This window comes from Rhodoferax sp. (assembly GCF_028714215.1).
GTDB lineage: Bacteria > Pseudomonadota > Gammaproteobacteria > Burkholderiales > Burkholderiaceae_C > Rhodoferax.
Genome location: NZ_JAQTMS010000084.1, coordinates 1 through 14,159 on the forward strand (window position 1 = coordinate 1; position 14,159 = coordinate 14,159).

13 protein-coding genes are annotated in these 14,159 nt (G+C 59.7%); 6 read left to right on the forward strand and 7 right to left on the reverse strand.

Annotated features, from left to right (window positions below; all coding sequences use genetic code 11):
• The 7 genes from PHS32_RS23275 to PHS32_RS24280 form a co-directional block, all read right to left on the reverse strand.
• A partial coding sequence (locus tag PHS32_RS23275; RefSeq protein WP_301081858.1) for a TolC family protein occupies nt 1-483 on the reverse strand: 483 nt, incomplete at its 3' end.
• Between the two features lie 34 nt (nt 484-517).
• The gene (locus tag PHS32_RS23280) at nt 518-1,126 is read right to left on the reverse strand and encodes a TetR/AcrR family transcriptional regulator (RefSeq protein WP_301081859.1); all 609 of its coding nucleotides are present in this window, start codon (nt 1,124-1,126) and stop codon (nt 518-520) included.
• A gap of 229 nt (nt 1,127-1,355) precedes the next feature.
• A complete protein-coding gene (locus PHS32_RS23285) occupies nt 1,356-2,087 on the reverse strand; it encodes an ABC transporter ATP-binding protein (protein WP_301081860.1) in 732 nt (243 codons plus the stop codon).
• A complete protein-coding gene (locus PHS32_RS23290) occupies nt 2,080-3,294 on the reverse strand; it encodes an ABC transporter permease (RefSeq protein ID WP_301081861.1) in 1,215 nt (404 codons plus the stop codon). The genes PHS32_RS23285 and PHS32_RS23290 overlap by 8 nt, the downstream gene beginning before the upstream one ends.
• Complete coding sequence (locus PHS32_RS23295; RefSeq protein ID WP_301081862.1) at nt 3,291-4,487, reverse strand: efflux RND transporter periplasmic adaptor subunit; 1,197 nt, start codon at nt 4,485-4,487, stop codon at nt 3,291-3,293. The genes PHS32_RS23290 and PHS32_RS23295 overlap by 4 nt, the downstream gene beginning before the upstream one ends.
• Complete coding sequence (locus PHS32_RS23300) at nt 4,484-5,092, reverse strand: TetR/AcrR family transcriptional regulator (protein ID WP_301081863.1); 609 nt, start codon at nt 5,090-5,092, stop codon at nt 4,484-4,486. The genes PHS32_RS23295 and PHS32_RS23300 overlap by 4 nt, the downstream gene beginning before the upstream one ends.
• A 123-nt stretch (nt 5,093-5,215) precedes the next feature.
• On the reverse strand, nt 5,216-5,509 hold the full coding sequence (locus PHS32_RS24280; protein WP_366143503.1) for a transposase: 294 nt from the start codon (nt 5,507-5,509) through the stop codon (nt 5,216-5,218).
• Between the two features lie 127 nt (nt 5,510-5,636).
• On the opposite strand from PHS32_RS24280, the gene PHS32_RS23305 reads away from it, so the two are divergent.
• The 6 genes from PHS32_RS23305 to PHS32_RS23330 all read left to right on the forward strand — a co-directional run.
• Complete coding sequence (locus tag PHS32_RS23305) at nt 5,637-7,550, forward strand: type IV pili methyl-accepting chemotaxis transducer N-terminal domain-containing protein (RefSeq protein WP_301081864.1); 1,914 nt, start codon at nt 5,637-5,639, stop codon at nt 7,548-7,550.
• Complete coding sequence (locus tag PHS32_RS23310) at nt 7,537-8,232, forward strand: response regulator (protein WP_301081865.1); 696 nt, start codon at nt 7,537-7,539, stop codon at nt 8,230-8,232. The genes PHS32_RS23305 and PHS32_RS23310 overlap by 14 nt, the downstream gene beginning before the upstream one ends.
• A 530-nt stretch (nt 8,233-8,762) precedes the next feature.
• Nucleotides 8,763-10,010, forward strand: coding sequence for a multiheme c-type cytochrome (locus PHS32_RS23315; protein WP_301081866.1), 1,248 nt, complete (start codon nt 8,763-8,765; stop codon nt 10,008-10,010).
• Between the two features lie 194 nt (nt 10,011-10,204).
• On the forward strand, nt 10,205-11,455 hold the full coding sequence (locus PHS32_RS23320; protein WP_301081867.1) for a nitrate/nitrite transporter: 1,251 nt from the start codon (nt 10,205-10,207) through the stop codon (nt 11,453-11,455).
• Between the two features lie 45 nt (nt 11,456-11,500).
• On the forward strand, nt 11,501-13,129 hold the full coding sequence (locus tag PHS32_RS23325; protein WP_301081868.1) for an MFS transporter: 1,629 nt from the start codon (nt 11,501-11,503) through the stop codon (nt 13,127-13,129).
• A gap of 123 nt (nt 13,130-13,252) precedes the next feature.
• On the forward strand, nt 13,253-14,159 hold a 907-nt coding region (locus tag PHS32_RS23330), incomplete at its 3' end, for a molybdopterin-dependent oxidoreductase (protein WP_301081869.1).

Sequence of the window (14,159 nt, forward strand, 5' to 3'; positions counted from 1 at the left end):
CAGCACCTTTACGAGTTGGCGGAAATGCAGCGCCTTGGTATAGGTGGCGGCGACATTGAACAGCAGGTCCTGCCCACCGGCGCGCAACGCCTGGACGGAAGCCTCGCGGTTGTGTGCGGCCAGCGCCTCGCCGGCCACCAGCTTGCCACCGCTGTAAAGAGGCAGATTCAATGCCAGGCCAATATTGGCAATATCCCTGTCCATCGGCGGGAAGACGCCGGTCTCGCGGATCGGCGTAACGAAGGTGGGGTAGGCATAGCGGGTGTACGCTGCGTTCAAGTCGATCTTGGGTAAATGCTGGCTGCGGGCGATATCCTGCTCCAACGTTTGCCTGCTGACTTCAACCAGCTGGCTTTTGATTGCCGGGTTGGATTGCGCGGCACGTTCCATCGCCTCCCACAGGGACAATGGATCCGCCGCAACGACCGCTTTCACGGTGAAAGAAAGAAAGGTAAACAGCAGCAACCGTGACAAGGGTTTCATAATCGTATCCATCCTGGTGTTGACAGAAATTTCTTCATTGCTTACTCCTCAAACCACGTTGATAAATTGCAAATACACCGGGTGCGTCGGTGCGCATGCGCTGGAGATCACCAGACAACATGGACTGCATCCCCAGACCCTGAATGGTTCCGATGAACAGCGTGGCCGCAGCCTGGGTATTCACCTCCAGAGTGATTTCGCCTGTTGCTTTTCCTTGTTCGATGCGTGCCCGAAGGCGCTCGGTATAACGCTGAGTTAACACCTGGACCATGCGCTTGGGAGCCGTTGATTCGGTGCTTTGCAGTTGACCGAACATCATCCGGGGTACGCCGGGGTGCTCAACCACAAAGTCGATATGACTCATGAACATGGCCTGCATCGCCGCCAATGGCGAGTCAATGCCTTGTGCCGCGCTGTCGATCCGCGCCAGCAGACGCTCCGCCACCCATTCCATGACGGACTGCCAAATGGCATCCTTGCTTGGGAAGTGGCGAAACAGCGCGCCCTGAGTCAGGTTCATGTGCTTGGCGATGGCCGCCGTCGTGATGTCGCCAGGGTTCTGTGAACCGGCCAGCGCAATGACGGCTTCGACAGTGACTGCTCGCCGTTCGTCTGCCGGTAGATTTTTTCGAGAAGCGTTCAAAGTTGCGGTCCGAATAGATTACAAGCTAGTAATTAATTACTATCTTATCACAATAATGCAGTCGCATCCAAACCGGTTTTGCGGCTGGGTCATCAGTGCCAACTTGACGCCGTGTCCTGCTACAAGACTTTGAACGCTGACCTCGAATGCAGCCTGGGCAACCCAGGGTCTGCGAGTGACTGTGTCTGGGTATTCATGGAATTGCTCTTGTCAGGTTGGAAATGGAAGTTCAATCGAATCGCCGTCCTTCGCCCACCTCTTCATGGGTGACGCCGTCGCGGATGTGGTAAATCCGTTTGAAGGTCGGAATGATTTTTTCGTCGTGGGTGACGACGATGATTGCGGTATCGAACTGCCTGGCCATCTGGTTGAGAATGCGGATCACCGCCAGAGCGCGCTCGCTGTCGAGCGGCGCGGTGGGCTCGTCGGCCAGAATCACCGGCGGGCGATTGACCAGGCCGCGGGCAATCGACACCCGCTGCTGCTCGCCGCCCGAGAGTTGCGAAGGCATGGCCCGGGCGCGGTGATCCACATCGAGCGCTTTCAGCAGCACCAAGGCACGTTTTCGCGCCTCATTGTTGGGAACACCGGCCAGCATCGGCAGCAAGGCGACGTTGTCGGTGACGTCAAGAAACGGAATCAGGTAGGGGGCCTGGAACACAAAGCCGATCTTGTCGCGCCGCAAAGCGCGCAGGTCGGAAATCTTCCAGCCGTTCTCAAAAATCACATTCCGGCCCAAAGTCATGCGCCCGGCCGTGGGCTCAATGATCGCCCCCAGGCATTTGAGCAGGGTGCTCTTGCCGGAGCCCGATGGCCCGACCAAACCCACGACCTCTCCGGGCGCGACCACCATGTTCACACCCTTGAGCGCGTCCACAGCGGTATCGCCTTCGCCGTAGCGCTTCTTGAGCCCTTCGATGCGAACGCCGCGCGAAGAAGAGTCTGCTTGTTGTTTATCCACCGATGGCCTCCGCCGGGTCAACTTTCAGCGCCGCGCGAATCGCCAGCACGCTGGCGAGCACGCAAATCACCACCACCGCACCGAAGCCGCGCACGGCGTCGCCGGACTCCAGCAACACGTATTTGGGAAAGATCGGTGCCCAGAATGTGGCCGCTATCTTGCCCACTACAAAGCCGATCAACCCCAGGGCTACGGCCTGTTGAAGAATCATCGCGGCGATGGTGCGGTTCCTGGTGCCGATGAGCTTGAGGACCGCGATCTCGCGGATCTTGCCCAGCGTGAGTGTGTAAATAATGAAGGCCACGATGGCAGCGCTGACGATGGCCAGGATCACCAGGAACATGCCAATTTGCTTGGCCGAAGTGGCAATCAGCTTGGCAATCAAAATATCTTGCATCTGCACGCGGGTGTAAACGCTCAGCCGCTTCCAGCGCCGGATCGACTCGGCCACGGTTTCCGGATCGGTTCCTGGTTCGACCTGCACCAGCACGGCATTGACCGAGCTGTTGGTACTTTGAGAGGCGATGACGGCGTCCAGCAGACCGGGCACGCCGGGTCGATTGAGCGCCGGGCTCTGCGCGGTGCGGGCGCGTTGCATCACGATGGCATCGTTGTCCTTGAGAAACTGGGCTTCCTGTGCGTCTTTGAGTGGAATGAACACCATCGGGTCACCGCCCGAGGACACCATGCGCCGCGTCAGCCCGACCACGGTGTACTCGTTGCGACGGATGCGAATGCGCTCGCCCAGCCCGAAGCCGGTGGCGATGTCGGCAACCGCCTCATAATGACCCCGCGTCAGGCGCCGCCCATCTACCAGGTAGCCGGGCTGTCCCGGATGACCGGCGCCGTCGGGTGTGACGCCAACCACCATGGTGCGCACATCGCGCGCCTTGCCGTCCCCAAGTTGGCTTACCTGCATGGTCAGGTAGGTCACGTTGGCGGCGCGCGCCACACCCGCCATGCCGAGAATGCTGCGATAGGTGTCGTCATAAATGCTTGAAGACTCGGCGTAGGGGCCTTGCGTGTCCTTCTGCACCACCCACAGATCGGCGCCGCTGTTGTCGAGCAGCACATTGGCGTCGTCCACCATGCCGCGGTAGACGCCGGCCATGGTAAGCGTGACGCCAATCAACAGCCCGAGCCCGATGCCGGTGAACACGAACTTGCCCCACGCATGCAGGATGTCGCGTCCGGCCAGGCTGATCATGACGACTTGCCCACGATGCGTTCAACAATCTTGATGCGGCTGTTCGCCTCCAGCGCTTTGTGGCTGTAAACCACAACGCGTTCACCACCGCTGAGACCCTGAAGAATCTGCACCCGTCCTTCAAGGTCGGTAGCACCGGTCTTGACTGGAATAAAACGCAAGCTGCCGTTCTCAACGAGCCAGACGCCGAGACGTCCATCAACTCGTTGCACACTGGCATTGGGCACGACCGGCGTCGATTTTTGTGCCGCCAGTGCGACCGTGACTTCGGCCAGTTCACCAATCGGTGGCAGGGTTTGCGGGCGCTGAGCGAACTCGACCTTGGCCAAGACCTCTTCGGTGACCGCATCGGCATGTGGCTCGATGCGCGAGACCCGTCCGGCCAGCAATTCACCGGCACGGGAACGCAGGACGATTTGCGCTGGCAACTGAGCGCTCAAGCCCTGCGCACGCTGCTGATCGAATCGCACGCTAATCCACAGGCTGCCGGGTTCCACCACATCGACGACGGACTGACCAGCGACCACCGTGGTGCCAGGGTCGGCGTCGCGTCGGGTGACCAGACCATCGACCGGGGACAGCAGACGCAGATTGGCACGCTGGCGGATCAGGCCGTCACGCTCCGCACGCGCGCGGATCAGCTCCTGGCGCGATGCATCGAGGTTGGCGCGCGCCGCTGACAAGGATGCCTGCGCGATCTGCCATTCTTGCCGCTTCGCCTGAGCACCTTCTTCGCTGACGGAGCGGGCGACCAACAGTTGTTCGTAGCGTTTTGTCTGGATTTCAGCGAAAGACTTGCGGGCACTTACCTCCTGGACTTGTGCCTCCACCGCCAGCACGCTGGCCTCGGCGCGCTTGAGCGTCGCCTCCTGGGCGCCGAGCTTGTCGTCCAGATCGACGGGGTCCATCTCGCCGAGCAATTGCCCTTTTGTGACTTGATCGCCAGATTGAACCTCTACACGCTTGATTCGACCGGCAAACGTCGGCCCTATCTTGTGGGTGAAGCGCGCCTCCACGGTACCGATGCCAAACAAGGCGGGCTTGATCTCCTGGCTCTCGACCGTCGCCAAGGTCACTGGCACCGGTGCCAGTGGCCCCGCGCGCAAGGCAACATACCCCAACAGGCCCGCCAACAAAATCAAAACACCGGCAAGCGCCAGTGTTCGGCCATGGGTTGATATGAAAGTTTTCACTGCTTGTGCCTCATGCCGCGTTGATAAATTGCAAATACACCGGGTGCGTCGGTGCGCATGCGGCGAAGATCACCAGACAGCATGGACTGCATCACCAGGCCCTGAATGGTTCCGATGAACAGCGTGGCTGCAGCCAGGGTGCTTACTTCAGGCGTGATCTCGCCACTGGCCTTACCTTGCTCGATGCGCGCCCGAACGCGCTCGGCGTAACGCTGCATCAGTGTTTGAGCCATCAGCTTGGCTGGCGTTGATTCGAGGTTTTGCAACTGACCGAACATCATCCGGGGCACGCCGGGGTGCTCGATCACAAAGTCGACATGGCTCATGAACATGGCCCGCATCGCCGCCAATGGCGAGGCTATGCCTTGCGCCGCGCTGTCAATCCGCGCCAGTAAACGCTCCGCCACCCATTCCATGACGGACTGCCAAATGGCATCTTTGCTTGGGAAGTGGCGAAACAGCGCGCCTTGCGTCAGGTTCATGTGCTTGGCGATGGCCGCCGTCGTGATGTCGCTAGGGTTTTGCGAGCCGGCCAGCGCAATGACGGCCTCGACAGTGACGGCCCGCCTTTCGTCTGCCGGTAGATTTTTTCGAGAAGCGTTCAAAGTTGTGGTCCGAATAAATTGTGAGATAGTAATCGATTACTGTCTTACCACAATAATGAAGTCCCCTCCAAGCCAGTTTGCGCTGCGGGTCGCTCGCGCAGCTTTATCCGTAGCAACTGTTTGTCAAGGCAAAAAATCCCTGTACACAGACGGGATCAGAATGGCAGTTTCTATGGCGTGGTCGGCATACACCAGTGGTCGTCCGCGTGCGCCTGTTTTGATTGGGTGCCACTCATCTATCGCTTCCTTGGTAAACCAGATCGTGATGTCACCGCGCCGACGCAGGGCGTCGTTGTACTCGGGCCAGTTGGTTACCCTATATTTGGGCTTTGTGAATTTGTGCCGACGGCTCTCGTTATGTTTGTATGGCACGGGCCCTCTTCGAGGGTGAAATTGAACCTCATCATGCCAGTTCACCCTGTTGGCATCCGGTTCTCGATTTATTCAACAACGCCGCGCTGGTCAGGGTTTCCTATATAGTGGGCGCGGCCCTGACTGCGTCCGTCACCACGGGGCTGATCTAATGGGGAAATCTTAGTCAACCATGAGTTCTCATCCAGAGCGCTGGAGCCTCGGCTCCAAACTCGCCCTTGTGGGTCTGCCTTTCCTGTTATTGGCATTGCTCGCAACCGCTGCCACGTTGTGGGTATCGTGGCAGCTTGACGGCGGTGCTGCCGCCGTCAACGAAGCCGGGCGGATGCGCATGCAGTCCTACCGCATGGCGCTTTCGATCGGTACCGGCGAGACCGAAGCTTTGGCGGCGCAGGCCGATGAATTTGAGCTGAGCTTGCGTACGCTGCACAGCGGCGACCCGGAACGCCCGCTGTTTGTTCCCTGGGATGGCACCGTACGAGCACGTTTCGCAACCGTTGAGCAGGACTGGCGTGGCTTTCGCTCGCGCTGGATCGATGCCAGGCCCAGCGTGCTGCGCACCTTGCGCTCTGATACCGTCGATTTTGCTTCGCACATCGACGCTTTCGTGCGCAGTATCGAAGCCCATATGGCGCGCTGGACCGCCTTGCTGCACCTGCTCCAGATGAGCATGCTGGCGATGGCCGTTCTGGGCGCGGCGATCCTGATCTACACCGGCTACCTGTTTGTTCTGGAGCCGCTGGGACAACTCAAGCAGGCCATGGAACAAATCCAGGCGGGCGATTTTGACGCCCGCGTTGAAAGCACAACCAGCGATGAGTTCGGCACCCTGGCGGACGGCTTCAACGGCATGGCAGAACACCTGCAATCGATGTACCGAAACCTGGAGAGCCGAGTCCAGGAAAAGACCGCGCAACTGGAAGAAAAGCACGAACGCCTGGAAAGCCTGTACGAAGTCACGGCCTTGGTTGCCAAGGCGACTTCGCTGGACGAACTGGCGCAGGGCTTCGCCAAGAGCATTGCCCGGATCGCGCACGCCGACGGTGTCGCCCTGCGCTGGTCGGACCAGGCCAATCAGCGCTACCTTATGCTGGCGGCGCAGGGTTTGCCAGCTTCCATGGTGGACGGTGAACTCTGTATTGACCAGGGCGACTGTCATTGCGCCGTGGTCTCGCCCGCAGTCGGCCTGCGCGTCATTCCGATCCAGTCGATGAACAGTCCTCCGCTGCAACATTGTGCCAAGGCCGGGTTTGAGACCGTGGTCAACATCCCGGTGCACGTGCACCAGCGCCTGATGGGTGAAGTGGATCTGTTTTTCCATGCCCGTGTCACACCCTCCGGCGCAGAGCGGTCGCTGCTGGAAGCACTCAGCAGCCACCTGGCTGGCGCGATGGAAAATTTGCGGCTCAACTCGCTGGAGAAGGAGGCTGCCGTGTCGCAAGAGCGGCATCTGCTGGCACGCGAACTGCACGACTCCATCGCACAGTCGCTGGCATTCTTGAAGATTCAGGTGCAACTGATGCGCGACGCTGTGCAGTCCGGCAACACCGTGGAGATCAGGCAGGTACTGGAAGAAATAGACGTCGGCGTGCGCGAGAGCTACGGCGATGTGCGCGAGTTGCTGCTGCACTTTCGAACCCGCACCAACACCGAAGACATTGAGCCGGCGCTGGCGACAACGCTGCGCAAATTTGAACACCAGAGCGCGATCAAAGCCTCTTTGTCGATGCAGGGCCAGGGCATGCCACTGTCACCCGATCTGCAAATACAGGTGCTCCACATTGTTCAGGAAGCTTTGTCCAACGTGCGCAAACATGCCCGTGCCTCGCAGGTGTGGCTGGAGGTGCAGCAGCAGCCCGCCTGGCGCTTTGAAGTCCGGGACGACGGCGTCGGCTTTACCCCAGAAACTGATCAACTTGACGAGACCCATGTCGGACTGCGCATCATGAGCGAGCGGGCCCAGCGGATTGGCGCCCAGTTGGACGTCATCTCAACGCCGGGACACGGCAGTTCGATAATTCTGACCTTGCCACTACGTCCTCACCCGATGACGGTCCAACCAAGAGACAGCCATGCAGCCCACTGACCCCGCTCCGATTCGCATTCTGGTGGTGGACGACCACACCTTGTTTCGGCGCGGCTTGACCGCGCTCCTGTCGCGTGACCGGGGTTTATGTGTGGTTGGGGATGCGGCCGACGCCGGACAGGCGCTGCGCAAGGCGCAGGAGCTGCAGCCCGACCTGATCCTGCTCGACAACCACTTGCCAGGCGTCAATGGCGTCGATGCCTTGCCGGCCCTGCTTGAAGCCGCGCCGCAGGCCCGCATCTTGATGCTGACCGTGAGCGAAGATGAAAATGACCTCGCAGCCGCGCTGCGCGGCGGGGCCGCTGGCTACCTGCTCAAGACGATTGAAGGCGAGGCCCTGACAGAAGCGATCAGGCGTGCCATGGGAGGCGACAGTGTGGTCGCCCCCGAAATGACAAGCAAACTGGTAGACGCCTACCGCGGTGCGGCAAAAGAGGCACCGGCCGCGACTGCGCTTGCCACCAGCAGCCCAGGCGCAAGCGCGCCTATTGCCAGTCTGTCGCCGCGCGAGCTTGATATTTTGCGTGGCATTGTTCGTGGCGCCAGCAACAAGGAGATCGCGCGCGAGCATGGCATCGCGGAAGCCACAGTCAAGATTCACGTCCAGCATGTGCTGCGCAAACTCGACGTCAGCTCGCGGGTTCATGCGGCGGTCATGGCAAGCGAACACGGTCTGCTTTGATCTGACAACTGCCGGCGTGAGACATCCAAAGTCTTGACCGGCAATCAGTGCAACAGGCACAGGGTAGTTCTTTGGAACTATGGCGCGCAAGCCGGCATAGTTCCGTTTGCAGCAATCCATAGTTCTTTAGGCGGATACCGCCAAAGCCCTGCCCGCACTAAAGTCAGTCCCGTTCCCCAGCCAATAACCCTGCGGGTCGGTCCGTGCTGCACACAGTCAGCAAGCGTTGTCCCCACCTGATTGAAAGCATTGACATGACAAAAAAGATAGGGATGTTGATAGCACTTGCGAGCCTGGCAAGCCTGCTATTTGCAGGCCAGGCATTTGCAGCCGACCCGGTAGCGAAGAGGGCGGTGACTGAGCCCAAGCATGCAGCGGTTGATCGCATGAACAAGAAGTCGCCAGCCGACGCTGCGATCGGGAAGAAGTGTATTAGCTGTCACGGACCGGATGAGGACCCTGGAATTTATGGCGAATGGAGGAAAAGCGCCCATTTCACCAAGAATGTGGACTGTTACGACTGCCATAAATTGAAGGAAGGCGAAAAAGGGGCGATTGCCCACAACGGCGCTTTCATTCAGGTGATTGTTACGCCCAAGACCTGCGCCAATTGCCACCCGGTCGAGGTCGAACAGCAGCAGCGTTCGCACCACGCCAAGGCAGGCAATATTCTGGCCTCGGTCGATAACCTTCTGGGTGAGGTGATCGGTGGCCCGGCCGCCGTCAACGCCGGGTGCAAGCAGTGCCACGGCAGTACGGTCGAGCTGGACGTCAAAGGCAAGCCAACACCGCAAACCTGGCCCAACACCGGCATTGGCCGCAAGAACCTCGACGGTTCATTGGGATCGTGTTCTGCCTGCCACACCCGTCACAACTTCTCTTCGGCTCAGGCGCGCACGCCGGAAACCTGCGGCAAGTGCCATATGGGACCGGATCATCCGCAAATTGAAATCTACAACGAGTCCAAGCATGGCATCGCCTACCGGGCCAATATCGACCGGATGAACCTGAAGTCGAAGAGCTGGGTTGCAGGTGTCGACTACACGGCAGCACCAACCTGTGCAAGTTGCCACATGGGGGCGACCAAGGAGCAGAAGGTTACGCACGACGTGGGGGAACGAATTTCCTGGACCTTGCGGCCGGCCGTTTCAACCAAACTCAATATGGTTCGATTGAGCAATGGCGACGAATTCGACCAACCCGAAGGCAAGCCGCTGCCCAAGGTGGGCGACGAGGTCAAGGGTTCCAAGGTAGTGCAGATCCTGACCTGGGAGCAGCGCCGCGACAAAATGAAGAATGTCTGCGTGACCTGCCACAGCGGCAATACGGTAGATGGTCACTACAAGCAGTTTGACGATGTGGTGGATCTTTATAACGACAAATATGCCAAACCGATCGCTGCCATCATGAAGGAACTCGAAGACAAGGGCTACCTCAGTCGCGAGCCGATGGATGCCAAGATCAAGTGGACCTGGTTCGAAATCTGGCACCACGAAGGCCGTCGGGCCCGCCATGGCGCCTCGATGAGCGGGCCTGACTACACCTGGTGGCATGGCATCTATGAAGTCAGTCAGCACACTTATTTCAAGTGGATTCCGGAACTGAAAGAAGTGGTCCGCCAGAAAGATGGCAACGAAGATTTCGCCAATGCACTGCTGGAGAAGTATTTCAAACCCATCGCCGGACATGACTGGTTCTTCAATGGCATGGGCAAGGATGCCATCGAGAAGGTACGCAAGGGCTATGAAGAACGTTATGGCCAGGGCACGATGAAGTAACACCTTGTCTTGTTCTTTGGAACTATGCTGCCCGAGCCCGCATAGTTCCAATTGCCGCAGTATCTAGTCCTTCAGGGGGATAGCGCCAGAGGACCGCCCGGCCTAAAGTCAGACATGTACCAATAACCTTCCGGGACAGACCGCAGTTACGCGAAGCGAACCAGCTCTGTCCTCAACTGATTGAAAGTTTTGACATGACGAAAAAGGGGCAGGCACTCTCGGTGCTAATGGTCAGCACGCTGGCATTCACGGTCTGCTTCATGGTCTGGATGATGTTCGCCGTGATCGGCATCCCGATCAAGAAGACGCTGGGCCTCAACGCTACGGAATTTGGGTTGCTGACAGCCATGCCGGTGTTGACCGGATCGCTGATTCGGGTGCCGCTGGGTATCTGGACCGACAAGTACGGCGGCCGCATCGTGCTGGCGTTGCTCATGGCCCTGACTGTCCCCGCCATCTGGCTGATGAGCTACGCCACCGCCTACTGGCACTTTCTGGTGATCGGGCTGTTTGTCGGCCTGGCCGGCGGCTCGTTCTCGGTCGGCACGCCCTATGTGGCGCGCTGGTTCCCGAAGAAGCAGCAGGGCTTTGCGATGGGTATTTTTGGCGCCGGCAACTCGGGCGCCGCCGTCAACAAGTTTGTCGCGCCGGCACTGGTGGTGGCCTTCGGCTGGACCATGGTGCCGCAGGTCTATGCCGCGATCATGCTGGGCACGGTTGCCCTGTTCTGGTTCTTCAGCTACAGCGACCCGGTGCATCTGGTGCCGAGTCACGTCAAGTTCAGCGACCAGCTCAAGTCGCTAAAAGACCCGAAGGTATTGAAATACTGCCAGTACTACAGCATCGTGTTTGGCGGCTATGTGGCGCTGTCGCTGTGGATGGTGCAGTACTACGTGGGCGAGTTCGGTCTGGACATCCGCTCCGCTGCCCTGCTGGCGGCGTGCTTTTCTCTGCCCGGCGGCGTGCTGCGTGCGGTCGGCGGCTGGCTGTCCGACAAATGGGGCGCCCACAGCGTCACCTGGTGGGTGTTGTGGGTGAGCTGGGTCTGCCTGTTCCTGCTGAGCTATCCGCAGACCGACTTGTCGATCACAACCGCCAGCGGTCCGATGACCTTCCACATCGGCCTCAATGTCTATGCCTTCACCGCCCTGATGTTCATTCTGGGCATCGCCTTTGCCTTCGGCAAGGCCAGCGTGTTCAAGTACATCAGCGATGACTATCCCAGCAACATCGGCACCATCAGCGGCATCGTCGGCCTGGCCGGCGGTCTGGGCGGCTTTGTGTTGCCCATCATGTTCGGTGCCTTGATGGACCTGACCGGCATCCGTTCCAGCGCATTCATGCTGATGTATGGCGTGGTTTGGGTATCGCTGACCTGGATGTTCTGGACCGAGGTGCGCGGCCGCGAACTGATGGGTCGTAACGCCAAGCCGTTCGCCCTGTAGCGCGACAACCGTTTTCATTTTCCTGAATTTTCTTGAAAGAGCATCATGGCCAACAGCAAACGTTCCCGCGCCGACATCGTCGACTGGCGTCCGGAAGACGAACAATTTTGGAAAAGCACGGGCAAAAGGATTGCTTACCGCAATCTGTGGATCTCCATCCCCTGCCTGCTGTGCGGCTTTGCCGTCTGGGGCATGTGGGGCATCATCACTGTGCAGATGCTCAACCTGGGCTTCCCGTTCACCCAGGACCAGCTGTTCACGCTGACCGCCATCTCCGGGCTCGCTGGGGCCACCATGCGCATCCCCTCGTCGTTCTACATTCGTCTGGCCGGCGGGCGCAACACCATTTTCCTGACCACCGCCATGCTGCTGGCACCGGCCCTGGGTACCGGCATCGCCTTGCAGCACAAGGACTGGCCGCTCTGGGTCTTCCAGATGCTGGCGCTGTGGTCGGGCGTCGGCGGCGGCAATTTCGCCAGTTCCATGTCCAACATCACCACCTTCTTTCCAAAGCGCTTGCAGGGCACCGCGCTGGGCCTGAATGCCGGCTTGGGCAATTTCGGCGTCACCAGCATGCAGATCATCATCCCCCTGGTGATGACGGTCGGCATGTTTGGCGCCCTGGGCGGGGACCCAATGCCGCTGGTCAAGGACAGTGGCTGGATTTTCGGCAAGATTGCCGCCGGAACTCCCACCTGGATTCAAAACGCCGGCTTTGCCTGGATCCTGTCGCTGGTCCCCCTGTCCGCCCTGTGCTGGTTCGGCATGAACAACCTGCTCCCGATTTCGCCGGACATCGGAGGCACCTTGATGGCGTTCGTCAAAGTTACCTGGATCTATACCTTGACTTTCATCCCGGCCGGCATCGGCTTGTATCTCTACATGCCCGCGCCCACCGGCCTGGGGCTGCTGAACATGTGGCTGGCCATGCCACTGATCATCGTCGGGACCCTGCTCCTGATGAAGCTGGCGGCGTTCGGAACCATGAAGGACAACATCGCCAAGCAGTTCGCCATCTTCAGGAACAAACACACCTGGTCCCTGACGCTGCTGTACATCGTGACCTTCGGCTCCTTCATCGGCTTCTCGATGGCGCTGCCGCTGTCGATGAAGGTGATCTTCGGCGTCAGCCATGTGCCGGACGCGGCAGGCGTCATGCAGCACACGCTGAACAACCCCAACGCGCCGCCGATTCTGGCCTACGCCTGGATCGGCCCCTTCGTTGGTGCGCTGGTACGTCCGATTGGTGGCTGGGTATCCGACAAGGTCGGTGGCTCCATCATTACGCAGGTCATCTCGGCCGTGATGGTGCTGGCCTCGGGCGCCGTTGGCTACGTCATGATGCAGGCCTATGGCTCGGCCACGCCCGAGCAGTATTTTTCCACCTTCATGTGGCTGTTCGTGGTGCTGTTCACGGCCAGCGGGATCGGAAACGGCTCCACCTTCCGCACCATCGGTGTGATTTTCGATCGTCAACAAGCCGGCCCGGTGCTGGGCTGGACCTCCGCCATAGCCGCTTACGGCGCCTTCATCGCCCCGGTGGTGATTGGCGCCCAGATCAAGGCCGGCACGCCCCAGATGGCGATGTACGGATTTGCCGTGTTCTACGCCCTGTGTCTGGTTCTCAACTGGTGGTTCTATCTGCGCGCCGGCTCGGAAATCAAGAATCCCTGAGCCTATCTGCCGTCCGACATTGCGAGCACATATCACTACATATTTGATAGCTACGGCCGCACGTAAGACAGTGGCTACAGCCTGTTCTTATATAACTTTTTACCACTTGTACCGAGGTATCCCATGAGCCACTTCCTGGATCGACTGAGCTACTTTTCTCAACCCAAAGAACCCTTCTCAGGCGAACACGGTGTTACCACCGGTGAAGACCGCACCTGGGAGGACGCCTACCGAGCCCGCTGGGCCCACGACAAGATCGTACGTTCCACTCACGGCGTCAACTGCACCGGCTCCTGCTCCTGGAAGATCTACGTCAAGGGCGGCATCGTGACCTGGGAAACCCAGCAGACCGACTATCCGCGCACGCGTTGGGACATGCCGAATCACGAACCGCGCGGCTGCGCCCGCGGCGCCAGTTACAGCTGGTACCTGTACAGCGCCAATCGCGTGAAATACCCGATGGTGCGCGGCCGCCTGCTCAAGCTCTGGCGCGAGGCGCGCCTGTCGAATGACCCGGTCGATGCCTGGGCCTGCATCGCCCGGTCGGACGCCAAACGCAAGGAGTACCAGAGCGTGCGCGGCCTGGGCGGTTTTGTGCGCTCCAGTTGGGATGAGGTCAACGAGATGGTGGCGGCGGCCAATGTCTACACCATCAAAGAGCACGGGCCGGACCGCATCATCGGCTTCTCGCCGATTCCTGCCATGTCCATGGTTTCTTATGCCGCCGGCAGCCGCTACCTGAGCCTGATCGGCGGCGTTTGCATGAGTTTTTACGACTGGTACTGCGACTTGCCGCCAGCCAGCCCGCAAGTCTGGGGTGAGCAGACCGACGTGCCCGAGTCGGCCGACTGGTACAACTCGACCTACATCATGGCCTGGGGTTCCAATGTGCCGCAGACGCGAACACCGGATGCCCACTTCTTCACCGAGGTGCGCTACAAGGGCACCAAGACGGTGGCCGTGACGCCCGACTATTCGGAGGTCGCCAAACTGGCCGACATCTGGATGAAACCGAAACAGGGTACCGATG

What these genes read in the sequence shown, in the direction of transcription:
- PHS32_RS23290 (WP_301081861.1), bottom strand. Translation starts at nt 3,294, where the DNA reads ATGATCAGCCTGGCCGGACGCGACATCCTGCATGCGTGGGGCAAGTTC.
- PHS32_RS23305 (WP_301081864.1), top strand. Translation starts at nt 5,637, where the DNA reads ATGAGTTCTCATCCAGAGCGCTGGAGCCTCGGCTCCAAACTCGCCCTT.
- PHS32_RS23310 (WP_301081865.1), top strand. Translation starts at nt 7,537, where the DNA reads ATGCAGCCCACTGACCCCGCTCCGATTCGCATTCTGGTGGTGGACGAC.
- PHS32_RS23320 (WP_301081867.1), top strand. Translation starts at nt 10,205, where the DNA reads ATGACGAAAAAGGGGCAGGCACTCTCGGTGCTAATGGTCAGCACGCTG.
- PHS32_RS23325 (WP_301081868.1), top strand. Translation starts at nt 11,501, where the DNA reads ATGGCCAACAGCAAACGTTCCCGCGCCGACATCGTCGACTGGCGTCCG.